Genomic DNA, 24395 nt, shown 5'->3' with positions numbered 1-24395 from the left:
TCCTGAAAAATGAAAATTTCCTAAAAAAGTTGTTATCTTAAGATTTTTTTATTCTTTCTAAAGATTATTCCGTCCACTTTTCACAGCATAAAACCGCTGTGATGTAAGCGATTAAACTAATGAAGAGATAAAAGTCTTGTGGTGACCGCTTCACTCCACGGTATTTAAAAGCCAGTTTCTCGGTATTCGTACAAAAAAAGAGGCTGTGACAAAATTCTTGTCGCAGCTTCTTATTTCTTGAAGCTGACCACTTCTGTCACAACCTCTGTTTTTCATTGCCCATAAGTTTGATATTGTCCTTCTGATGACTCATTCGTAATGATTGAGGCTTGATTTTCTTCATTTCCCGTTATCGTTTGTCCACTGCCAGAATCTGAAGGACTTGTTCCTGTCGATTCGTTTTTTTGAGAAGAATCTGTTGTTTTCTTGACTTGTTCATTGGTCTTTTTCCATTCCGCTAATCGATCGGCCACCACTTTTTTGTCCACTTTTTCAGAATAAGCTGTGATCACTTTTCCATTTTTCAAACGAGCTACCTTGTCGCCATCATGAGTCAAAAGCAAAACGGTCAAATGTTTATCTTTGAATTGATATTGTCTGAGAGAAATCGCACTAAGTACGTCATCGATATTGATAAATTGATTTTCTTCTTTTCCTTTCGGCAAATAGATGTCCAATTCACCTTTTTCGTAATTGGCAGTTAATTTATATTCCTCCCACCAATAAGTTGAGAATTCTTTTTTGAAATTATCTACTGATTCTTTGCTTGCTACGATTTTTTCTGTTTCTTTCTGAGCAAGATCTGCTGTCATTTTTCCTGAAAATGCTGCGGATAAAATAAGCAGTAAGAAAAAACCGAATAACCAAAAGAGAAGAAACGGTCTTTTTTTCCTCATGCCTTCCTCCACTCCTATTTAATTTTGACTATTCTATTATATACAAAAAATGAAATAGAAAGACAAAAAAGTTGAAAAAGATCGTAAATAATTGAACTTCTTTTTCCTGAAGCGGTAAGAATAGGGACTTTTATACATTCTCTCTTGGCTATTCTTTCTTTAAGCTTCAAATCCATTTCTGTCCGATACATCTTTGAACCAATGACCCGATTTCTTGATCGTTCTTTTTCCATCTTGTGCTAAATCTACCGAAATAAAACCGTAACGATTCTTATAGGCATTGGTCCACGACCAGTTATCCATACATGTCCACATATGATAACCTAAACAATTGGCACCTTCTTGAATGGCTTGATGGACATATTTCAGATGAGATTGAACAAATTGGATCCGATAATCATCGTGGATCATACCATCTTCCTTGATAAATCGTGCTTCATTTTCTACACCCATGCCGTTTTCAGAAATAAAACAGTCGATATTCCCATAATGATCTCGTACATTGATCAAAATATCATAGATTCCTTTTTCATAGATTTCCCATCCGCGATAAGGATTCATTTTACGACCAGGCATTTCATAATTGTCGAAGTAATCCTCAGGCATAGGACCGTTTTTAGTATCGATTGGTGTTTCTTTTTCTTTTATTCGGCGTGGCTGGTAATAATTAATTCCCAAAAGATCTACTGTGTTTTCTTTAATGATCGTCAAATCATCTGGATGGATCTCCGGCATTAGATCGAGTTCTTTTATTCTCTCGATCAATTCACTGGGAAACTCGCCTTTTACAGCTGGATCAAGGAATGAACGATTGAAAAACGCATCTGCTATTCGTGCTGCTTTAACATCTTCGGGATTTGATTCGTCTCTTGGATAACTCGGTGTCAAATTCAAGATGATTCCGATGACACCGCTTTGGTTCATTTCATGGTAAGCTTTGATGGCTAACGCTGAAGCCAACACTTCATGATAACCAACTTGGATTGCCTTTTTCATATCTGATTCTTCCGGATAATGCCATCGATACAAATAGCCTGCCTCGACTGGAACGATCGGTTCATTATGGGTAAACCATTTTTTTACTTTCGAACCAAACAATTGAAAACAACTTTTTGCGTATTTTTCATAGGCTTCAACCGTTTCTCGGTTCAACCATCCGCCTTTTTCTTGCAGATACATCGGCATATCGAAATGATACAGATTAACAAAGGGTTCGATACCGTTTTCAATCAACTCATCAAAATAGCGATGATAGAAACGAACGGCTTCTTCGTTGATTGTTCCAGATTCATCAGGTATCAAACGGCTCCATTGGATAGAGGTTCGAAATGAATTATGCCCAGTCTGTTTCATCAACTGTACATCCTCTTGATACTTCGTATAAACTTGCGAGGTTTTTTCAGGTCCTACTTGATCAAAGAACTTTTGCGGTTCGTTTTTGTACCAATAATCAAAAATGTTCTCTCCTTTTCCATCGCCTGAAATTCTTCCTTCTGTTTGTGGACCACTTGCTGCAGAGCCCCACCAAAAATTTTCTGGAAATTGATATCTTTTCATCAAAGCACCTCTTTTTCTTTTTTAGTTGATTCCATATATGATATTTTCCATCACAATCACTTTTTCATTTTCTTCCTCTTCTTTTTTGATTCGTTTCAACAGCTGTTCTGCTGCTCGTTCCCCGATTTTATCTGTTGGTGGCGTGATCGTGATTTTCGGAAGGATACTCAGATCGTTTTTATCTAAATAATCATAGTGACTGAACGCAATATCCTTCCCGATTCTGACACCTTCTTGATTGAAACATTCGATGGCACCAATCGACATATTGTAATTGCTGACAAAAATAGCAGTTGCCCCTTTTTCTAATAATGCTTTTGCTCCGTAATAGCCGCTTTTTCTAGAATAGTCTCCTGTAAAGATCTCTAAATGGATAGACGGATCCTTTTGTACCGCTTCTTTAGCTCCAGCTAAACGTTCTCTTGCTACGTAATCTGTCTGAGCGGCAGCAATAAATCCTATTGTTTTATGTCCTTGTTCGCCATGATGAGCAATCACTTTTGCTACACTTTCTCGATCATTCACTACTATTGTATCAATACCTGCTGGCCCATCCGGACAATTCAATGCGACAACTGGGATACTCATTTTTGTGAGCATTTCAAATCCAGACCACTCTTCTTCTGATAAGAAGACGATCAACCCATCGATCGCATGCTTCATCAGGTATTCGATTTTTTGTTCGATTTTTTCTGGCTGATCGGCAAACCCGCTTAATAATAAGCTATACCCATTTTCTTCAGCTACTCTTTCGATCCCTGAAACAACCTCTGAACCAAAACGGCTAGATATCCCGTTTATCAAAAGTCCAATAGAGAAGCTTCGATTATTCTTCAATCCTTTAGCAATGATGTTTTCTTTATAGTCCAACGCTGAAATCGCTTCTGCTATTTTTTCCATATTCTTTTCCTTCAGCTGCTGACCGTTTAAATAGCGGGAAACTGTTCCCACTGAAACACCAGCCATCTTAGCCACGTCACGGATCGATGCCATACATTTTCACTCCTGCCAGTTACATTTGATTTCTCTTTCTTGTTGTTCGACCATGATGACCGTTTTCTTTGCATAATGCTGTTTGTCATCAATATCCATATAACTAAAGTCTTCAGAAGTGAGTTCAAAAACAAGCAGTCTTTCCTCTTGAGATTCCAATTCATCTTTACGAAAAGCTTTCAATAATTTCGTTCTTTGGATGACAGCGCCGTCAATTAATCGGACATAGACAAGAGTACTTGTTTTACCTGAAACACTTCCTGTATTTTTAACTTTAATTGATATTATTACTTTGTCAATATCCGTTTTGACTTCCATCTGACTGTATTCAAATGTTGTATAGCTTAGACCATGTCCAAAAGGATAAAATGGACTGCCACTTAAATCATAATAATTCTCTTGTTTAGAAGCAGCACGCTGATAGTAATAAACAGGTAGTTGCTGACTATTTCTAGGATAAGACAAACTCAATCGTCCGCTTGGGTTATTTCTTCCAGAAATCATCTGCGCAATGGCTTTTCCACCCTCCTGTCCAGGAAACCATGCTGTTGCAATGGCATTCGTAAATGACTCGATTTTCATCAAATCGTAGGGTCTTCCTTGCACAAGTATCGTGATGATTGGCTTGCCTAGTTGATGCAATTGTTCGATCAGCCGTTCTTGGTATCCACCTAAAGAAAGAGAAGCAACATCTACATTTTCTCCAGAATCCATGTTGATCCCTTTCGATGAAACTGCCCCGTTACGAAGGAATTCCATATCAAAGTTCCGCGCACTTGATCCACCTAGAACTGCAATGATCACATCTGAGTTTTGAGCAAGGGTCACCGCTTCTAATAATTTTTCTTCCTGATCCTCCTGATTTCTTACTTCACATCCTTGTGCATAAGAAACCGTTGATTGGGGAAACTCTGTTTTTATTTCTTGTACTATCGTTTTTTTCAAACGGTCTTCTGTTTGTGGTGCAGAGTAGTCTCCCAACAAGTGGTATACATCGTGAGCATTTGGTCCTATAACAGCAATGTTTTTTACTTGTTGATCCAACGGCAATATACCGTCATTTTTTAGTAAAGTGATACTTTCTTTTGCTGTCTCTAAATTTAAGTGCTCTGATTCCTCCATGAGATGATCCCAATACTCCTTTGGATCGTTTGCAAACGGCTGTTCAAACAAACCCAATAAAAATTTGACAGATAAAACTCGGCGAACTGCTTGATCTAGTAGCTGTTCATCTACGACTTGATCATCAATGGCTTCTGCAATCTTGGTATAGGTCTCGTCCCACAAACTGAGATCGATTCCTGCCGCTAATGCATATGCTGCAGCAGTCTTTTTATCTGTAAAAACATCGGATAAACGATCCAAAGCAACACCGTCTGCCATAACGATCCCTTGATAACCAATCTCTTTTCTTAATATTTGCTCAAAAAGCGCTCGATTGATATGACAAGGTACCCCGTCGATATCATTATAAGCAGCCATGACACCTACTGCATTTCTTGTACTCTTCAATAATGGTCCGTAAATATCGGAAAACTCTCTGCGTCCAATCGTCACTGTGCCTGAATTATGACCGCCTAAAGCTTCTCCTTGTGCGATACAGTGCTTTAACACAACACCGATCTGATCCTTCTTCTTATTGATTTCCTCTACTGTCTGATCAAGAAAAGAAACTTTTTCTGAAATAAGCTCTCCTTGGAACCCTCGAACGACCGCTTCAGAAAAACGAGCTGAGAGAATCGGATCTTCCCCAAAACACTCTTCTGTCCTTCCCCAACGAGGATCTTTTGCCAGATCCAAAGTCGAAACCAACGCTAAATGAACACCTTTAGCAGCCAGTTCTTTTGCCATCAATCGGCTCGTTTGTTCTAATAACGCTACATTGAAGGTATTTCCACGGCCGATATTCGTTGGATAAGAAATCCCATCCAAACCTTGATGACCATGTGGACATTCTTCCACAAGCAAAACAGGAATTTTCCATCGCGAATGCTGTAGTACATATTCTTGGACTAGATTAGCCACCTTCCAGCTTTCTTTTGCAGGAATTCCATTCTTATAATCTGTTTTAGACCACGGATCAGAGCGAAACAGACCGTATAAGGCACCCAGACCGCCTCCCCATTTAACATGTTCTTTTAACTTTTCTGTTAATTCGATCTTGTCTCCGTTTTTTTCATAACACTCCCAACCATACAAATGCTGGTTTACCTGTCCTACTTTTTCAGCAATATTCATCCGCGAAAGTAAATCTTCTACTCTTTGGCGGATGGTTAACTTTGGGTTTTGATACGGGTAATCGTACACCTTAATATCCTCCTTCTGCCAATTTTGCCTTATTAGCGGCTAACACAAATGGCAGGAATAAAAATACATCTAGAATGATAAGTATTACTGTTAAGACTGCTGCTCGTATATCGCCTCCTGTAGCAATAAAAGATTGTATAACCGGCGGAGTGATCCAAGGTGCAGCAGCAACTGTTTTACTGATGATTCCAAGACTTGTGGCTGCGTAGGCAATAATCAAGTTAATAGATGGTATAATAGCACAAGGAATCATATATATTGGATTCATGACTACTGGTAATCCAAACATAATTGGTTCAGTAATATTAAATAAACAAGTAGTCAGACCAAATTTAGCGATCGATCGCTGTTCTTGACGTTTAGAAGCCCACAAGATAGCAATAACTAACGGTAAAATACACCCGCCACCTCCAATCAATCCAAATGCATTGGTAAAGGGCTCCGTAATAATATTAGGAATTTCTTTTCCTACTGAAAAAGCATCCATGTTTTCCTGAATAGATTGTAACAAAGGTGCTTGCCGTATAGGAGCCAAAATACTCGAACCATGCATCCCAAACACCCATAAGAAATCAGAGAAAAACTGTAAAAATAAGATGCCTGGGACGGATAAAACAAAAGCTTTCAATGGCGTCTGAATCGCTAATTCAATTAATTGCGGAACATTCAAACCAGTCGTATGGTTTAAAGTAAAAACGACAACTGAAAAAAATAAAATGACAACTATTTCTGGTACTAAAGAATTAAATGACGTGGCTACTGCCGGTGGAACTCCTTCTGGCATCCTGATTTTAAAACTCTTCATTTTCGCTAATTTGATAAATAATTCTGTACTGACAAGGGCAGCAATCATCGCCGTTGCTAAGCCAGACGAAGAAGTCAGACTTTGTAAGAAAACCCCTGTAGCTTCTGCTGTATTTCCGTCCAACAAAGTGACTGTACTTGATAAAGGCATCAAAATAAACATTACGGCTGTACTTAGAATTCCTGCATGAACAGGACTAAATGATGGATCATCAATCACGCCTGTTTGGATATAATGGGTTGCCAAATTCCAGCCGATATTGTAACACACGATAATAGCTAAAATACTCATCGTACCATTATTCACGATTGAAGCAAGTTCTGCCAATGGACTTAGATCAAGTATTCTTTGGATTGTTGCATTTGAAAAAATCAGAGCATTCAGCAAAACCATGACAGAAGCAGCCATTACTAACGGCATAGTAACGATAAAACTGTCTCGAATGGCCAGCAAGTGCCGCTGGCTACTCATCTTAGATACGATTGGTAGCATTTTTTCAGATAGTCTGTCTACGACTTTCATTATTTCATCTCCTAGATTCTAAAATTGAACCGGTTCATTTTTAATATAGCATTTTTCTAAAAGATTGCAACACATTTTTTAAAACGCTTTCTAAAAGTGGTGGATTTTTTATGACTTTTGAAAATTTATTCTATTTAATGGTATTTTGTGAATTTTTTCTCTTCCATCCGTTTGAAGTTTTACTTTCCAATGGTATAATTTCTTTATCCTATCAAATGGGGGAAGTATTTTGAAGAAATTAATCGTACTATTTATTTTGTCTGCGGGACTTTTGACATTGACTGGCTGTGATTTGTTTGGCGGCTCTGACCAATCCTCGGACGAAACAACCGATTCTTCTGTCTTAAAAGCGGAAAAAGCAGATATCACTAACAGTGTATATACGCTAAAAGTACGTAAAGATATGGATTTATCCGCGGGACAGTTGACATTTACAGATAAAAAAATGGAATGGACACGCACGTATCAGACACAAGGAACTGATTCTTCTGAATCATCTGAAGAAAAAACAGTGCTGACAGATATTAAGATCACTACCACAGATGACGAATATATTATTTCAGGAAAAGAAAATAAAAAAGAAGCAACAGTCACATTTACCAAAATCGGTAATTACCGTTTGAAGGATGAGGATGGCAACATCTACAGTCTATAGTGCCGTCTGTTGGATCTTCTTTTGTTTCTCCCCTTCTTTTCTGCTATAGTAAAGAAGCAAGATGACTGTAAAGGAGACGAAATGGATGATCGATAGTCCTGATTATTGTACATGTAATAACAACAAAAATATCCATACAGAATTTAATGATCAAGGAAGTTTGAGTATATGCGACAATTGCCACAAACTAGTCAAAGATTCTTTTAAATCGTTTGAATCTTATCCTGTCAAAAATTATGTAAAAAGCAAAAGAAGATAAGCAAAATCAAGCAAAACTCACTATGGCTGATTTTTATGAACTTCAAACTCAGCTTCTTCCTTTGATCAAGCTTCATCAGTAAAACAAACAGTGGTTCATTTCAGTTCACAAATCAAAGAGTAACGTTTTATTTATTTCACATCTTTGAATATAAAATAACCAAACGATAGAAAGACTTATTCTACATCACGTAGTAATTTTTCTTTCCCGTCGTTTGGTTTTTTATTTTTAGCCTAATTCTTGACCTTTTGCATGCTGATTATCTGTAAAATATTTTCCAGCAGGCTTTCCTTCCAATTCAGCTAATTTTTCTTGGATCTGACGAATCACCTTTTTTGCATCTTCTGGATTTTCTACAAAATCGAATGTATCCCCATCCACTTGTATTTTAGGACATACATCAAAATCCTCATACCATTGATTATAGCGGGTGTTCAATGTTTCGTAATAAGTGTATAACGTCTCATCGCTTTCTAGCTGTTCATAGTCACGCCCGCGTTTTTTGATACGTTCTAGCATCGTGTCCAAAGAAACTTTGATATGGACCATCAAATCAGGCCGTTTTTTTGGAGCAACATCATCTAACTCGTTTAGCATCGTATCTAATAAGCTATCGTACTGCTGCACTTCGATATCCGTTACCCGACCTAAATCCGCGTTTAGATGGAACAACAGACTATCTTCGTAGATGGAGCGGTCTAGCACATTGTCATCGTTCACTAAAGCATTTTTCATTGCTAAAAATCGCTTATTCAAAAAGAAGATTTGCAATAAAAATGCGTACTGCTCAGGATTTGAATAAAAAAGCGGCAATACTTCGTTATCCTCGACATTTTCATAAAATGGTTTAGAATCAATCTCTTTTGCAAGCATATCCGTCAAACTGCTCTTACCTGCACCAATCGTTCCTGAAATCAAAATCACTGACATACAACCCTTCCTCTTCTATAAGTACTCGCCTACGTAAGTTTCAACAGGCAATTTTTCAAAATCATATTCACGTACAGCTTGGTCTGATTTTAAATATGTGTGAAGACTTTGTGTAATCATCAAGTTCGTAGGTACCGTCTCTTCTTGTACGATGATCATCGGTTTTTTCAACATAGTTGCCACACCTAATTCGTAAGCCGTTCCTGGATCGATTGTTTGATGCTCAAAGTCAAGGATAGCAACAACAAATTCTGCATTTGTCAACTCTTCCATATCTTTTTCGTATACTTCTTGCGCCCAACCAGCACTGAATAGTTCATAATTGCTTTCTTGGTGATGACGTGGAGAGTAGAAACTTGTAACTGTTTTGTTTTCCTCCAACGCTTTTTCGATACGACTTACTCGATCGATTTGCTCCTCTGAAAAAAATGGTCCTGCTAAATATATTTGACTCATTATTTTGCCTCCTTCAATAATAACTGATTTTTAATAGATACTGCTCGTAATTCATTGACCAGTTCCAATGGATTGTTGGAAAAGATCACTTGATCCAACCATTTTTTATCCATAAAATCCTCTTTTGCAAAAGTTTCTAATAATTGTTGCAAGCCGCTGTAATAACCGCCAATATTCAATATTCCGATTGGCTTATCAGGCGTCAGGCCGATCGCTATCCAAGAAAGAAGTTGCGAAAATTCCTCCAATGTACCTAGACCTCCAGGGAAAACGAGGACAGCATCTCCTTTTTCAAATAATAATACCTTTCTTTCATCGATCGTCTCTGTAGGAATGAATGTAGTAACATCTTTCCCAGGCAGCTCAGTTTCAAAAAGGCCATTTGGATAGATACCTGTGACTTTTCCGTTATTTTCCAGTACTGTTTTACTAATCACTCCCATAATCCCGGAGTATGAACCACCGTAAACCAGTTCGATTTCTTCTTGTGCCATATATTTTCCTAACGTTTGCGCAATAAATTTGTAACTTTCTTTATTGCCAAAACGGGAACCGCAAAAAACAGTAAGTTTCATAAAAAAACACTCCCTAACTCAAAAGTCTAACTTCATTCTACACGTGTTTTTTTAAAATAAAAGACTAGATTTTGTAGTTTTTTAGTGGTATATAGATCAAGCACCACTATATATAGTATTTACAAAAAAAGAATTTTTCAGCTATTTTACAGTAACAAAAAAAATAAATAACTAGTAAATATAAAATTGAAACGACTTACTTATAGAAGAAATTGGGATTTCGTCCTACATGTCAATAACACGCATTATTTAAATCGTCACACACTTATTTCTCCTATTAATGAAAAATCCATTTTATTCTCGTGTTATGTTTCACCAACGCCTGATGTTTCTCTAAATAAAAAAGCCGACGAACCAAATGATCGAAATTTGATCATTTTGGTTCATCAGCTTGTTCCTAAACCTTTGTATTAACGATAAATAGCTGGATTCGTAAAACTATCACTTGGATCATCACTGCTGGAAGAACATTCGGTGATAACCGCGCCTGTTGCACCTGCCTGGAACCAGTGTTTGATAGTTGGTTCGATCGTGTACTGGTCTCCAACGTGAAGTATGATTTCTTTTTTTGCCGTATAGTAACTTTCTTGCCCCTTTGGAATAGTACAGGAAAGTTTTTTTGTTTCTTTTCCTTCGACATAAAGATATACTAAGCCTTTTCGATACTAAAAACTGTATATTCGATTTTTTCTAGTGTTGTTTCTTTCAATACTACTCCTGAATCTAGGAACATTTGTTGTACTCTTTTCTTGTAATCCATTCTGTTCCGTCTCTACCTTCCTAAATGATCGTCAAATCATCCCAAGATACCTCTTTTTCTCCTTGAATGATTTCTGCATTTGGGGCTACTGGCTTTTTCTATAATAAACAGGATAGAAAACAGCCAAATAAAATCTGCTTTCATAATATGATACGCAAAGGCTGATTTCTTTGGCGAAAAACATCTTTTTACACTGACCGGATCTGCTGGCTGTAGCTCTATTAAAAGAAAAGTTTAGGAGATCTTCGAATAGAGCAGATTTATCTTCGGGTGTATGTTCAGACAAAAAAGGTATTGAACACACTGTCCAATACCTTTTGCTCAGCAAATAAAACGCATACATTTTGTTAAAATTTCTCCTCTAAAGGGTAGATTTCTCCTTTTAGATTCGATACAATAAACAAGGTTGATGTATTTACATTGACTATGGCAAACTTGGACGGTCACGTGTGATGACTTTTCAAGGCCTCTACTTCTAGCTGCCACTAGAAGTAGAGGTGCCTTTTTTTATTTGGCTGTCTCTATCTGCCATTTATGATACTGATAGCGCCATCAGTAGTCAAGAAAAAACGAAAAATCACGAAAATGTGTACTGTTTTTCGACCAGGTTTTTGTAAAAGCAACATTTCTTATTCTTTTACGACCCATTTGCAAAATACACTTGTTTCTAGTGCCCCTTCTCTTCTTCTTTCTTCTAATAGTTTCAAGATGAGAGGTGAGGCGTTTGGTTCATTTAATGGATCTATGGAGTACCTTATCGTAGCTTTAATGAATTAAAAGCTTCGTTTAATCACTAGACTTATTATGACAATAATAAGTAGGTTTCTCTCATGCATAGAAGCCTATTTTTTCGGTTAATGCAGTTACTTATATGTTTAAAATATTTCGAAGTGCTAAAGTTATAGGGAAAGAATACCTAAAGCGGAGCCAATGTGTGCACCTGCAAGTAACTGTTGTTTCGCTTGTCGTTGTAAACTGGTTTTTTCTGGATAGTCTTGTACTTGAGCATCTACTCGTCCAAAGATCCATGGAACTCCACTATTATCTTGTTCATCCACTGACAAAAGGCGATAATCAGCTGCAAAAAGTCGGATTTTTGAATCTTGTTTCAACCATTTAGTAAGATTTGGCGACAGTAACCAAGTATCTGTGTACATCACTTGGTAATGATAATCAGAAAAATACAATTCAAAAAAACGAATGGCGCTTTCGTAACTATCTCTTATCTTATTTCGGGATAAATCTGCATCGGAAGGAATATGAAGAGAAAGACACTGCTTCCCCTCTAATTTTAGCTCTTTGTGCCCCTTTGGAAAATATGTCCTTTCGTATTCCAATTCACCAATCCGAAAGATCAATCCGCTAGTGTAACGCCAAATCCAAAAACCACGGTCAAAGCGATACTTTCCTGTTACTTGAAAATGTTCATGAATAAATCTAGTAAAAGCATTCATTGTTGCCAAATAGATAGTTCTTGGAATCTTCAATAGTTGATAAATTTTTAACCAACTTTGAGAAGCTGCATATAGATAAATTGTTAATGCTACAAACGGCTCTTCTCCATAAACTTCGTCTATTTTTTTGGCAGCTGCTTTTGCTTTATTAGCATCCAGTAATTCACGACTATATTGTTCAAGCACTTCACTAGAAATACTTTCTAATTCCAGCATCATTTGTTCTATCACGGCTTCTGGGAAATCTAAGTCACCCGCTAGATTCTTGATTTTATACATTATTTCCTCCATCAAAATTCTTTCTTCATTCCCCTCTTCTTAAGTGTGTGGCTCAAATGATTAATTATCGTTTTTCGAATCTTTAATCAACTTCTTTATTGTACATCATTTGAAAGATCAGATGCCGTCACTACTTTGATTCGCCCAGCATCACGTTGTTCTTTTACATAATCACAAAGTGCCAAATAAATATATATCAAAAACAACAACTTTATGTAAAAAAATAATACTTATGCTAAATAATTTGATTTCCATACTAAGTAAAAGAATAACTTTGCTGTGTCATATGGTTATAAAAAAATTCTATTCAGATTAGCTTTTAATTTTCATCTAATTCTCTCCAAACCAGAGAGATTTCTTAACCAAATATCCTTTTCCTCTTTATTATACAGGAGTACAATAAAGAGAAATAAAAACGTTATTTTATTTTCTTAGATAATTGGAGGTTAATTTCATGAAAAAAAGGATATTCATTTTACTCCCTCTCGTACTTCTGTTTGTTGGTTGCGAGCAAAAAAACACTCGCCAGTCGACACCTCATTCGACTGTTATTGAAAACACTACTGCTCGTGAAGCAACAACTGACAGTAAAACGAATAACGAATCAAGCGCTACTGTTAAAAGCAGTAGTGAATCAGTTTCACACACCACTAGTTCTTCCATCGTTCCATCAACTACTTCGTCGTCAACTGTACCGTCAACAAATAGTAGTGAGACTTATGCTTCTGTCAGTGAATCGACAAGTCCACAAGTCAGTAATTCAACTGATTTGTTAAGTAATTATTCTGATCTAGAAATAGAATACGCTAGAGTTTGGCTAGCTGTGATGGGCACACAATATAAACAATGGTTAGCTGATCCAAGTACTGGTTTTGAACTGCATGTTTCTAAGTCTCCAGCAGGAACACCAATTGACCCTTATGACCAAGGAAGTGTCGCTTTTCCAGCTGAAACAGTCACACTTAGTGGAAATATAACTTTCCAAGGTTTAGTAGTTTATTCTAGCAATCATAACGGTACAATAACTCAATACCCTGTTCCTTCTCATTGGCAACATGATGAAACTTCTGATCATCCTGAGCTAGTCAAAGAAAAGACTAAAAAAATACTAGATGAAGCTTCTACAATCAGTATCCCGACCAACACTCCTGAAGATATCAAACAGCTTATTGATGTCATGGTAATCGACAATTGAACGAGGGGAACAAAAGACATACATTAAACAAGTTAACTTTCTTCGATTGAGACAGGACGTCTACAAAAAGGCGTACCCTCCTTATATGGATTCAGAAACCTTCTGTTAAAAGATAGATACATCTAGTACTCTCAAACTAACAGATCATTAATTTGTCATGTACTAAGAACTATTACATGAATGCAACAAAGTACTGAAGATTAAACAAAAAGGAACTTTGACAAAAACGTGTCACAGTTCCTTTTTCCGAATAAACGGTGTCCTCCTGACAACTCCTCGGTCACAAGTCACAATAGCCATCAAACATAAGAAGCTGTTTTTTGAAATTGTTCCTTGTGACTCAGAGCTGAACGGCAGGCTCACAACCTCTTCCTTAAAGGGTATTCAATCATCTGACCCTCGGCATTAGCTCAAAACACTGATTTCGCAACTTCTTTTCCAAGTATGCCATTCCTACCAATTATAAGTATTTTCATTTTTATTTCTCTTTTGTCTTCAACAATACTTTTCCGATGTTTTTTCCCGATTCAAGATATTCGTGGGCTGTTTTTCCATCCTTTAACGAAAAAATTGTCGGTTCATGGATCACTATCTTGTTATTTGTAAGATAAGAAAAGAGACGTTGACTCCTTTTTTCTCTTTCCTCAAAAGAAGAAAGATAATCCCAAAGGTCTCCTGTAAGGATACTTTTCGAATGAGCAAGCATATCTACTAGATCAATAGCTGGCGGATTGCCTCCTGCCATTCCGAAAAAGATTACTTTTCCCCTGTTATGCAATAATTCAATACTGCTTTCCAATGTTTTGCCAACGCCATCAAATACTGTGTCGAAACGATTGTTGTTAGCTGCTTGCCAATCGGTTTCTCTTGAGGAAAATACTTCTTCTACTCCTAAAGAAAGTGCTATTTCTTGCTTCTCCTTTGTAGAAGCTGAGCCAAATACTCTGACGCCATCTGCAATCAGAATTTGAGAAAGAAGCTGTCCGACACCACCACTGATACCAGTAATAAATACCTTGTCTCCTGGTGCATTGTTTCCAAGATCATGAGCCAAAAAATCGGCCGTTAATCCTTGTAAACCAATTGTGGCTGCTTCTTTCATTCCAATCCTGTCGGGGAGAAAAATCAACTTTTCAACAGGAACTGCTACAAATTCAGCATTTGCAAAAGGAACGTCTACAAAAAGAACTTTCTTGTCAATCAACGCTTTCAGTTCTGATGAACCAGCATCTACAATTGTTCCTGCCCCTTCATATCCGTTGATATATGGTGAGTGTTTCTCGATATGATAAGTGCCTCTTCTACGATAGATGTCTGCAAAATTTAATCCAATATACTCGGTTTGTACCAATACCTCTTGTTCACCTAACTTCGGTTTTGGAAGCTCTCCATACCTTAACACTTCACTTGAACCAAAAGTTGAAAAATATAATGCTTTCAAAAAAATACGCCAGCTTTCTTTTTCATTTCACATACTAAAAATACCAATGTACTTGCTTTACTATCAGCAAAAGTTCTTTCAAATCATAACACAGGAAAAAGGTATAGTGAAACATAAAAATCTAGTGATTCTTTAACTGCCCTTTTCTTTTTGGATGGAAAAAAACTGGGTCAGAATGATGTTCATCCTGACCCAGTTTTGATTTTACTCAACTCATCGGTTTCTATTAACCAAAAGCTTTTTTATCTATGCACACTTCGTTTATTTTTCATACATTTCTTTTACCATGATCGATTTTACAAATCATTCGATAGACGCCCACTCGATAACGCCACTTACTAACATAAATACCTAGCAACTGTTTTTCGAATGCCTTGGGATTTTCGCAGTCTTCTAAATTTTTAAATAGCCAGTTCAAGATGTTTTTTGTGACGAATTTATCCATTTTTTCGATTTGCTTCTCAAATTTTTTCGTGGTCTCTACATGACACCTCATATTACTTTTCGATACCCATTTCTTTCATCCATTCACCTAATGAGCGAGAAACAGGATCGTTCAAATATTCTTTGTAAGCAATCTCTCCTACATGAGTATCATACGCATTTTCTAGAGAATCTAATGTTTTTGATTTCAATAAATCAGATAAACTTTTTCCTTCGTTCATTCACTTAAATAAATAGCTTATTATTTTGATGTTTGCTTTTTTTCCAAACAACTCATGCGTTTTTCAAGAATCTCCATTTCTTTTTTCTGAGTAGATATCACTAAACTATTGGAAACAACTGCAATACTTAACAGTAAAATAGCTAGAATCAATCCGTTTTCAATAAAGATTATATGAAAAGCTGTGCGAATCCATTCCATTATATTCCTACTTTCAACGTTTTTTTCATTAGTTGCGGTCGTACATGTCGTTATCAAATTCGTTCATCTCAATAGTTTGACTATCGCTTGTTTCTGCTGAATTTTGTATCGTGAAAGCAGAGACACTTGGACTGAATGATACACCCAACATACTTATACTAGTAAGAGTTAAAATTATTTTTTTCATTCTTTTCACCTCATTCTTTTGATAATTCTATTTTGCCTATTTTGTTCTTGACTGAATAGATAAAATCTTTTTACAATGAGTTAAACGAATGTAAAAGCGCTTTTACATAATGAGAGGAAGAGTATTTATGAGGGATCTTTTTCCAAAAAAATTAAAACAACTACGAAAAGAACATGGACATACGCAAGAAGAATTAGCAAAAAAGCTCGCGATTACTAGACAGACAGTCTCAAATTGGGAAAATGGCCGCTCGTTTCCAGATCACGAAAATGTTTATCGCTTAGCTAAATTATATGGTCAAACACTCTCTATATTTCTTCCTGATCTCCCTGAAGCGCCCATGGAATCAGAGAAAATATCTTCGGAAAGAATACAATTGATTCGATTTTTCATCTGTTTACTCGTTGTTCTGTCTTTCCTGATCCCTTTTGTTTCTGTGATTGCTCTATTTCTTTTCAACATGTGGAAAAAATACATTCATTCGCATTTTCTTCGCCTGTGTTATCCTTTCATGTACTTTTTAGCTTTATGTAATTGTCTTGGTGTACTCCTTTTATTTTACTTTCAGCTCCTTTAGCAAAAACAAGGCTAGGACAACAAATCATCCTAACCTGTTTTATCCCTGAATCTTTTTACCGGATCAAGTCTGTTTCAGGATCATTCAGCAGACGTTCGACTTGTTCTCTTGTCGTTAACGGAACATCTCCTTGGATCGAATGAGCTAATCGAGCATTTCCTAAAGCAAAATAAACGGTCTTCTGTAAGGACCACTTTTCAGAGAAACCGAGTAAGATCCCTGCAGCAAATGCATCCCCTGCCCCGATTCGATCGAGTACATCCAAGGGATAAACAGTTGTTTTCTTTGCTTCTTGCTGTGTGATCAAATAACCACTTAACTGTTTTCTTCCATCTACACTTTCTCGCCTTGTCCCAGCAAACCATTGGATATCGTAGTGGTTCATAAAGGACTGGATATAAGAAATAGGATCATGTTCGTTTTCTACATTGGCTGTTTCCTCCCACTGCACTAGCTCTGTCAGATCTCTGACTGAGCCAAACAAGATGTCGCAATAAGGTAACATTGTATGATAACGCTTCTTCATTTGTTCTTTTTTTCCATCTTCTTGATTCAAACTAGGACGATAATTGAAATCAAAACAAACTTTTTTCCCTGCTTTATGTGCTTGTTCTGCTAATTGGATAGCCGTTTCAGCTGTCTCATCGGACAAACTTAAACTGATCCCGCAGATATGGATCAAGTCGATCTCATCAATAAACGCTACGCAGTCATAATCCTCCATCACAGATAAACCAAATGAGCTATGTTTTCGATTTTGATAAGTGACTTCTGTCGGGCGGACACCATACCCCATTTCCGCAAAATAAGTGCCGATGTGTTGATATTGATGGATCACATACTTCGTCTGGATACCTAGGCCGTTCAAATTAGTGAGTGCTGCTTTTCCTAGCCGATTGTCTGGCAGAGCCGTCAGTAAATAACTTTCAACGCCAAAATGGGCAAGATTCCCTACCAGATTTACGCCAGTCCCTGTATAAGCCATGCGTAAGGTATGGGTTTGTTCCAGCATCAAATGTTCAGGAGGAGTGAGTCGCAGCATGACTTCCCCAAATGCACCGATTTTCATTCTTCTCACCTTATTCCACGATTTTTTTCATCAATTGCAACAGTTGACGTACCTCTTCTGGGCGTGTATTCCCTGTATCCTTGTCGATAATTGCACTATATACATGAGGGATGACCTTTTTCACTCCTGCGTCTATTGCGATCTGTACGATTTCTTCCACATTATCAAGGTCGATCCCACCAGTTGGCTCTAAATAAAAATCATTGGCAGCACAAGCTTCTGCTAGTGCTTTATATTCTTTGATATGGGCAAGTCCCTTCATAGGAAAATATTTGATCGAGCTGCCGCCCATATCTTTCAACAATCGAATAGCTGTTTCAAGTGTCACGACTCCTGCAGGTCCTTGTGAACTTAAAGGACCAGTTGCGATGTTCACGTACCCTTCTTTACCCGTGGGAGAAACCAAACCGTTGATGACCGTTTCTGTCTGTTTCAATACTGCTCTGGAAGCTCCTACTCCTGTAAATACTTGATTGACATGCTGAGGCTGCAATACTTCGGCTAAACGAGTGACCATCTGGCTCTGGTTTGGGTCTCCCGCGCCTAGACCGATGGACAAGGCGTTATTTGTTGCTTGTTGGTATTTTTTCATTTCTGCAATAGCTGTTTCGTCGTCAGAAAAGTTCTTTGAAAGTACACCTAAAACGATATGGCCTTCTGCTGCCTCATAGCATTCTTTTGCGTTTTCTACAGAATTTGCTAACACATTTAAACAGATCTTATCTTTTAAATAATTGGGACTTAATCTCATTCCTTTTTCTCTCCTAGTTCTTCAAGATTTCTTTTAAACGATCAATGATTTTTGCCATCTCCTGTTGATTGACAGAACGGATATCGAATTCGATGATGCCGTTGTTTGCCTGATATTCTCTTGTATAGATGGCAGGATTTTTTTCTTTCAATGCTTTAATCACTTGTTTTGCTGATTGATCTCCTGAAACTTTCACACTTGCTCGATAGATTGCTCGACCTGCACTATCTTGAACGATCTTAGCTTCTAAATGATTGATCTGATTAAGTTGTTCGATGAATGGCTGTAGTCTTTCTTTCATTGCAGAGCCAGACTCACTGCCTTTGTTCAAATAGTCTTCCACTGCTTGGACAAAACCAAGGATATTTTCCTTTCCGATTTTCATGGAACGTCCAATTCCTTTTGATTGCATCCGGACCCATGAAACATACATTTTTTTCCCAATGACCATTCCGGCACTTGGTCCTTCGATTGCTTTTGCCCCTGAATAAATAACCAAATCGGCGCCCATTTGCACATATTTTTTCAGATCTTCTTCTGCCGCGGCATCAACGATCAACGGAATCTGGTGCTTTTTGGCAATCTGTGCTGCCTCTGACACGTCAAGCATACTTTTTTGTACCGTGTGATGGCTTTTTATATAGAGAATCCCTGCTGTTTCTTCTGTGATCATCATTTCGATCTGTTCCGGCGTACACATATTGGCGTAACCTGCTTCGACTACCTGACCGCCTCCTTGCTGTACCATGATTTCCACAGCCGTTCCGTAATCTACATTGTGTCCTTTCGGCAAAATGATTTGTCGTTTTTTGATGGATTCTGCATAAGGGTGATAAAGGGGATACAATTCTCCTTTGCCTATAACAGCAGCTACCGATTGAGCAATTCCTGCAGAAGCGGATGAAACGATCTGGACATCTTCTACTTCTAGCAAATCGGCTAAATATTTCCCTGTTTGAATGCTTAATTCTTCCATCTCAAAAAAATGCTGACCGCCAAAACGTTGCGCGTCAAGAACTGTCTCTGAAAGGGTCGAGACGCCTAGAATCGTCATTCTTCCTGAAGCATTAATGACTTTCTTCAGCTGAAATTTCTCATGATTCGCATGCATAACTTTTTCCTCCGATGATTGTTTGTACTGGTTTGATTTGCTGATTTGACTGTCTTTTCTCTCCATTGGAATCGATTAGTTCCTTGGGTTGATTGATCAATTCAAAAACAGTAAAATCAGCGTCAAAGCCTTCTTTGACTTGTCCCTTTGTCTTCAAATGGAAATTCTGTGCAGGAACTTCCGTCACCTTTTCGATGATTTCTTCCCACGTATATCCGACAAGCTTCAATTTTTCCATCGTTGTAGCCAAATCATAGACTGGACCGTTTTTACGATTACGAATATAGATATCTGTACTGATCGTATCTGCTTTTATCCCTTGGTTATAGGCAGTTTCCGCAACTTGGAAATTAAAACTATCCGTCCCATGTCCAATATCGAAGATGATTCCTCGATTTTTTGCTTCTACAGCTATTTGTTTGATTGTTTTCGTTTCTTGATCCAAGATGCCGTTTGTTTTCCCATTGAAACAATGAGTCATGATATCTCCTGATTCCAGCAAAGAGAGGATATCCGGCAATTCCGGCGGAGCAGAACCGATATGGACCATCAAAGGAAGCTGATGGTTTTCTTTTTGTATCCTTTTTGCCAGTTCTAGTGGAGTGATGCCGTTTTGACCAACTACGCTCTTGCTCATCCGTGCTTTGATTCCAATAATGAAATCTGGCAGTTCCTTGATCTTTTGCTTTACCATATCAGCTTGGATCTTGTTTAGGTCTGCTAGTTCATCTTGTGCAACGATTCCCCATTTTGAGATATTCAAAAGCGCATAGACATTTGTTTTTGCCAGTTTGGCATGTTCATAAAAATCAGCAATGTTTTCTGCCCCAGTTGTCCCTGCATCTATGACTGTTGTCACACCTTTATTCACACCGATCTGGTCTGGATAATCATAATACAAAGTCATTTCCTCAAAACAATGAACATGATCGTCGATCCAACCAGCCGACAAATATTGCTGAGGGGTCAAGCTGATTTCCTGACGAGCTTTTTGTGTGATGAGAGGGGCGATTTCGCAGATTTTTCCTTTTTCTACCCCGATATCGAAGATCTTCCCGTTAAGCTCTCTTGCATTTTTAATGACTAAATCATACATAATCATTCCTACTTTTCTATAAATTTGAATTTAGACCATGGATGAATGAACGGTAGCAAGATCAATTCTTCTGGAGTAATATGTCCTACTTTATTCTTTCGCGGATCACTGTGTGGCTCCAATACGATCTGCAGTTCGTTTTTATATTTGCCAAAGCGGTCATTCCCAACGACAACATCTCCTACGACAAATTCAAACTCAGTATCATGTACTTTGTTTTCGTCTTTTTGGTATTTTTTTCGAACTTCCGTTGATCGGATCACTTGGTCTGTGATGTCCCCTCGACGAACATGTTGCTCTTCCAATACGATTTGTCGTTCCACCTCATTTACATTTGCAACAAATTCAATTCTAAAAACAGTCTGGTAACGATCCAAATGCCCTAATGACTTCAATTCTTTTTCACTTGCGTATGCGTTTCCAATAATTATATCATCAATTAGGTTTGTGGCAAACAAATGCTTGGCCGCTGTTTCGACAGAAAGATGGCGATGCATTTCTAAAGTAGGCAGTCCATCATTGATATCCCATGGCCCGATTGTACCTGATTGTGAGGTAATGAAGGCTGCCGTTCGAATACCGTTTTTTTTGAATCGTTCGCTACTTGATTGGAAAAAATGATACGGCAAAGCCGTTCCTTCTTGCGGGTAAAAATTATGACAGCCATATAGAAAAGATGTATTTGCCTGATGCGTCAAGATATTTTCTAGATAAGCGACATCATTACTCATATTCAACTCAATGGCCAAGTGATACGGATTAAAAGTCAAAAGTGCTTCTTTTCGCCCATCAAATCCTAAGTCCAAACGAATGCCATCTGCGCCTAATCTATGGAAAAAACCTAAATCATCATAAGAAATATTCAATTGTTCAAAGATAGCCGGCGAAACATCTACTATCGTTTCAAATCCCCTCTCTTTTGCAAAAAAGATTAATTGCTGGAATTTTTTCTGAACGACTTCCGGATCTTCCGTGACCTCAAGCATACTCATAAAAATCCTGCTGAATCCATACTGATGGGCTGTTTCGATATACTCACGATCTTTTTGAGGATCACTATGGTCTGGGTAAAGGGAAATGCCTAATGAACGTTTCATGGTTTGTTCTCTTCTTTCTTTTCAATTATAGTCGTTCTTCGGTGACACCATCTGTCAGAGTGAGATCTGCTTGCTCTTTCGCTTGCTCCTCTGCTTCTCTAGCCAATTGCTGTTTTTCAAATACTTTGAAGAATGGATAATAAATAGCCAAAGTAATCAAGAAATTACCAATAACCAATAATCCTGCTGCAACACTCCAGTTCGTGCTCATCCAAGCAGCAATCGGCGCAGGCATCGCAAACGGCAAACGCGCAACCATCATTGGCACGACACCGCTGACAGTGAGAATATAAGAAAGAGTGGTCGTCACAAGAGGAGCAAGAATAAATGGAATCCCCAAAACTGGGTTCATCACTACTGGTGCACCGAAGATCATCGGTTCATTGATATTGAACAAACCTGGTAAAATGGACAAACGTCCTAAGCTTTTTAAATACTTGGATTTAGAAAACATGAATAAGACGACCAACGCAAGAGTGGTTCCTGCTCCGCCGATCCAAACGAACCATTGTAGAAATTGTTCAGTAAAAATATTTGGCATGGCGTGAGCACTTGTCCCTGCATTAAATGCATCGATATTTTCAGCAATCGAAATATCCCAAAACGGACGAATAACCGGACCCATGATTGCCGGACCATGGATTCCTAACACCCAGAAGAAACAAATCAGAAAGACAGTCAAGAGACCGCCAAACAAGCTGTTACCCGCTAATACACCTTTCAAAGGCATAAGTAGTTGACTCAAGAATCCATTTAAATCGAATCCAAGCATATGGCGAATGATCCAAAAGAAAATCAAGATGACTGCTCCTGGTATCAATGCAACGAAAGAGTTTGTTACTTCTGGCGGCACACCATCTGGCATTCGGATAGTTATTTTTTTCTCGATAAAAAACCGGTAGATTTCTACTGAAATAATTGCCGTCACGATCGCCCCAAATAATGAGCCCGATCCTAGATTAGCGATGTTGATGTAACGTCCGGCTGTGATTTCTCCTACATCTTCTAAGATGCGTGTAGGAGGAGCTGCCACGATTAGAAAAGACATTAATGCCAAGATACCTGCCGTCAATGAATCAAGCCGATAGCTTTTCGCTAAAGAAGAAGCAATCCCGAATGTCGCATAAAGAGCAAGGATACCAACTGTATAGCGAAAAGGAATATCTAATATCTCACGGTAAGGTTCAATGACTGCCGCAACTGATTCAATCGGGATATTCAGTAAAATCGTAAAAAATGAGCCTACGATCGTCAGTGGCATAGTGGCAATGATTCCTTTTCTGATGGCAGTCATATGTCGCTGAGTACCGATACGATTGGCTACAGGCATGATTTTTTGTTCGATAATTCCTATAAATTTATCCATTTTTCTTCTCCTTTTATAACATTATAATGTTTACAACTGAATAATAACATACTTTACTATAATTTGTAAACGCTTTTCGAAAGATGCATCCCTCCTTTGTTCTTTTGGTTTTACAAAGAAAAGGAGGTGCAACAAAAGTCGTGTCACACCCCTTTATTCAGAATATATGGTCATCCAGAGTCGGCCTTGCATCTACGGTAACAAGTCCGACCAATTCAAAAACATGAGAAGCTGTTTTTTGAACTTGTTCCTTGTGACTCAAAGCTGAACGGCAGGCTCACGACCTCTTGGTAAACGGTGTTCAAAAGCCAGTTTCTCGGTATTAAGCCAAATTTATGCAAAAATGTAGAAAGCCATTTTCACAAAATTTTTCTTAATACTCGAAACTAAGCGACTTTTTCACACCCTCTTTTTTATTTATGTTTCGTAATCAATATGGTAAGGATGCAGCTCCGTATGATAGATTGCTTCTGAATATTCAATCATTTTCCCTATTTGCGTAGACGATTGCCGTATCCGTTTGATGCCAATCTGTGCGTCTGTTTTCAGAATTTCTTGTTCTTCTTCTGTTAAAAATACTGCAGAGAAATCATCAGAAAATGAGTCAATGGTATACCCTTTTTTTGTCAGCAGACGATACAAAGAATCTTTGTCAAATTCTTCTCTGCTGAATTGCAACATTTCTTGTGGAAGATAGTGGACAAAATAAATATAAGGCTGATTGTTCAAATAATATAAGCGCTTAAAACAAACAGCTTGCTCACCGAAAAAGGAAAACAAAGGATCTTCCTTCTTTATATGGACCAATTGCAAATCTAGCGTTTCTTTCCGAACTTCATATTGGGAGTTCTTCAAGATCTGCGTAAAACTTGCCGCTTTGGATAATCGATTGTAAGGACGATTGCTTAGAACCGTCGTCCCACGACCACTTTTCTTTTCGACATATTCATCTGATGCCAGCAGCTCGATTGCCTTTCGGACAGTGATTTTGCTGACTTGAAACAGTTCTTCTAATTCACTTTCTGTAGGCAGCATCGAACCGACTGGATACTTTCCTGAGAAAATATCTTCTTTAATTTTATCTGCGACTTCCAAGTATAGTACACGTGTCCTTTTCATAACGTCACCCTTTGCTTTACTATTACTAAAAGAATAGCACATAAAAAATAAAAAAAGAACACAAATCACATGC

General features: G+C 37.8%; 24 protein-coding genes. 3 read left to right on the top strand and 21 right to left on the bottom strand.

From position 1 onward, the window contains the following. Positions 1-272: 272 nt before the first annotated feature. The 5 genes from IGJ53_RS03140 to IGJ53_RS03120 all read right to left on the bottom strand — a co-directional run bounded on the left by IGJ53_RS03140 (position 273) and on the right by IGJ53_RS03120 (position 7080). Complete coding sequence (locus IGJ53_RS03140; protein ID WP_010732034.1) at positions 273-896, bottom strand: hypothetical protein; 624 nt, start codon at positions 894-896, stop codon at positions 273-275. Between the two features lie 159 nt (positions 897-1055). Continuing rightward, positions 1056-2453: a glycoside hydrolase family 1 protein gene (locus IGJ53_RS03135; RefSeq protein ID WP_438749550.1), complete on the bottom strand. Its 1398-nt coding sequence runs from the start codon at positions 2451-2453 to the stop codon at positions 1056-1058. 21 nt (positions 2454-2474) lie between these two features. Further along, positions 2475-3446 carry a LacI family DNA-binding transcriptional regulator gene (locus tag IGJ53_RS03130; RefSeq protein WP_010732032.1) on the bottom strand — a complete coding sequence of 324 codons (972 nt, stop codon included), beginning with the start codon at positions 3444-3446 and terminating at the stop codon, positions 2475-2477. Between the two features lie 6 nt (positions 3447-3452). After that, positions 3453-5753 carry a glycoside hydrolase family 3 N-terminal domain-containing protein gene (locus IGJ53_RS03125; RefSeq protein ID WP_010732031.1) on the bottom strand — a complete coding sequence of 767 codons (2301 nt, stop codon included), beginning with the start codon at positions 5751-5753 and terminating at the stop codon, positions 3453-3455. A 1-nt stretch (position 5754) separates the two neighbouring features. Beyond that, positions 5755-7080 carry a PTS sugar transporter subunit IIC gene (locus IGJ53_RS03120; protein WP_010732030.1) on the bottom strand — a complete coding sequence of 442 codons (1326 nt, stop codon included), beginning with the start codon at positions 7078-7080 and terminating at the stop codon, positions 5755-5757. 229 nt (positions 7081-7309) lie between these two features. Here IGJ53_RS03120 and IGJ53_RS03115 point away from each other — a divergent pair, with 229 nt between their 5' ends. Beyond that, positions 7310-7735, top strand: a complete 426-nt coding sequence (locus tag IGJ53_RS03115) for a hypothetical protein (protein ID WP_010732029.1) — start codon at positions 7310-7312, stop codon at positions 7733-7735. A gap of 487 nt (positions 7736-8222) precedes the next feature. Here IGJ53_RS03115 and IGJ53_RS03110 read toward each other — a convergent pair whose 3' ends face one another. From IGJ53_RS03110 to IGJ53_RS03090, 5 genes are all read right to left on the bottom strand, one after another. Next, the gene (locus IGJ53_RS03110) at positions 8223-8924 is read right to left on the bottom strand and encodes a deoxynucleoside kinase (RefSeq protein WP_002293604.1); all 702 of its coding nucleotides are present in this window, start codon (positions 8922-8924) and stop codon (positions 8223-8225) included. A gap of 15 nt (positions 8925-8939) precedes the next feature. Continuing rightward, a complete protein-coding gene (locus IGJ53_RS03105; protein ID WP_002308312.1) occupies positions 8940-9380 on the bottom strand; it encodes a nucleoside 2-deoxyribosyltransferase in 441 nt (146 codons plus the stop codon). Further along, positions 9380-9955 carry a TIGR00730 family Rossman fold protein gene (locus tag IGJ53_RS03100; RefSeq protein ID WP_002293608.1) on the bottom strand — a complete coding sequence of 192 codons (576 nt, stop codon included), beginning with the start codon at positions 9953-9955 and terminating at the stop codon, positions 9380-9382. The genes IGJ53_RS03105 and IGJ53_RS03100 overlap by 1 nt, the downstream gene beginning before the upstream one ends. Positions 9956-10365: 410 nt before the next feature. Beyond that, the gene (locus IGJ53_RS03095) at positions 10366-10512 is read right to left on the bottom strand and encodes a hypothetical protein (protein ID WP_375379632.1); all 147 of its coding nucleotides are present in this window, start codon (positions 10510-10512) and stop codon (positions 10366-10368) included. Positions 10513-11614: 1102 nt separating this feature from the next. Continuing rightward, a complete protein-coding gene (locus IGJ53_RS03090; RefSeq protein WP_010732027.1) occupies positions 11615-12448 on the bottom strand; it encodes an acyltransferase domain-containing protein in 834 nt (277 codons plus the stop codon). 454 nt (positions 12449-12902) lie between these two features. Between IGJ53_RS03090 and IGJ53_RS03085 the strand changes: the two genes are divergently transcribed. Further along, complete coding sequence (locus tag IGJ53_RS03085; protein ID WP_259741790.1) at positions 12903-13643, top strand: hypothetical protein; 741 nt, start codon at positions 12903-12905, stop codon at positions 13641-13643. Between the two features lie 478 nt (positions 13644-14121). Here IGJ53_RS03085 and IGJ53_RS03080 read toward each other — a convergent pair whose 3' ends face one another. From IGJ53_RS03080 to IGJ53_RS03065, 4 genes are all read right to left on the bottom strand, one after another. Then, entirely contained in the window at positions 14122-15084 is a 963-nt protein-coding gene (locus IGJ53_RS03080) for a zinc-binding dehydrogenase (protein WP_010732025.1), read from the bottom strand. Between the two features lie 268 nt (positions 15085-15352). Then, positions 15353-15580 (bottom strand): type II toxin-antitoxin system RelE family toxin, encoded by a 228-nt coding sequence (locus tag IGJ53_RS03075; RefSeq protein ID WP_259741789.1) that lies wholly within the window; start codon positions 15578-15580, stop codon positions 15353-15355. 1 nt (position 15581) lies between these two features. After that, positions 15582-15749 carry a type II toxin-antitoxin system RelB family antitoxin gene (gene relB, locus IGJ53_RS03070; protein ID WP_010732024.1) on the bottom strand — a complete coding sequence of 56 codons (168 nt, stop codon included), beginning with the start codon at positions 15747-15749 and terminating at the stop codon, positions 15582-15584. A gap of 20 nt (positions 15750-15769) precedes the next feature. Beyond that, complete coding sequence (locus tag IGJ53_RS03065) at positions 15770-15949, bottom strand: hypothetical protein (protein WP_002312114.1); 180 nt, start codon at positions 15947-15949, stop codon at positions 15770-15772. Positions 15950-16263: 314 nt separating this feature from the next. On the opposite strand from IGJ53_RS03065, the gene IGJ53_RS03060 reads away from it, so the two are divergent. Beyond that, on the top strand, positions 16264-16713 hold the full coding sequence (locus IGJ53_RS03060; protein WP_259741788.1) for a helix-turn-helix transcriptional regulator: 450 nt from the start codon (positions 16264-16266) through the stop codon (positions 16711-16713). A gap of 55 nt (positions 16714-16768) precedes the next feature. Here the strand turns inward: IGJ53_RS03060 and IGJ53_RS03055 are convergent, their stop codons facing one another. From IGJ53_RS03055 to IGJ53_RS03025, 7 genes are all read right to left on the bottom strand, one after another. Then, a complete protein-coding gene (locus tag IGJ53_RS03055; RefSeq protein ID WP_438749543.1) occupies positions 16769-17782 on the bottom strand; it encodes a sugar kinase in 1014 nt (337 codons plus the stop codon). Between the two features lie 10 nt (positions 17783-17792). Then, positions 17793-18533, bottom strand: a complete 741-nt coding sequence (dagF, locus tag IGJ53_RS03050) for a 2-dehydro-3-deoxy-phosphogluconate aldolase (protein WP_010732022.1) — start codon at positions 18531-18533, stop codon at positions 17793-17795. Positions 18534-18546: 13 nt separating this feature from the next. Continuing rightward, positions 18547-19644 (bottom strand): DgaE family pyridoxal phosphate-dependent ammonia lyase, encoded by a 1098-nt coding sequence (locus IGJ53_RS03045; protein ID WP_259741786.1) that lies wholly within the window; start codon positions 19642-19644, stop codon positions 18547-18549. Then, positions 19628-20740 (bottom strand): amidohydrolase/deacetylase family metallohydrolase, encoded by a 1113-nt coding sequence (locus tag IGJ53_RS03040; RefSeq protein WP_010732020.1) that lies wholly within the window; start codon positions 20738-20740, stop codon positions 19628-19630. Before IGJ53_RS03040 ends, IGJ53_RS03045 begins: the two co-directional genes overlap by 17 nt. Before the next feature lie 8 nt (positions 20741-20748). Then, positions 20749-21837 carry a DUF871 domain-containing protein gene (locus IGJ53_RS03035; protein ID WP_002373712.1) on the bottom strand — a complete coding sequence of 363 codons (1089 nt, stop codon included), beginning with the start codon at positions 21835-21837 and terminating at the stop codon, positions 20749-20751. Between the two features lie 25 nt (positions 21838-21862). Beyond that, positions 21863-23203 (bottom strand): PTS sugar transporter subunit IIC, encoded by a 1341-nt coding sequence (locus IGJ53_RS03030; protein WP_010732019.1) that lies wholly within the window; start codon positions 23201-23203, stop codon positions 21863-21865. Between the two features lie 417 nt (positions 23204-23620). Continuing rightward, complete coding sequence (locus IGJ53_RS03025; RefSeq protein ID WP_010732018.1) at positions 23621-24322, bottom strand: GntR family transcriptional regulator; 702 nt, start codon at positions 24320-24322, stop codon at positions 23621-23623. Between the last annotated feature and the right edge of the window lie 73 nt (positions 24323-24395).

Origin of the sequence: Enterococcus sp. DIV1283b (assembly GCF_051710965.1) — a bacterium.
In the GTDB taxonomy this organism is placed as follows: Bacteria; Bacillota; Bacilli; order Lactobacillales; family Enterococcaceae; genus Enterococcus_B; species Enterococcus_B lactis.
This window is presented reverse-complemented; position numbering and strand designations above follow the sequence as displayed.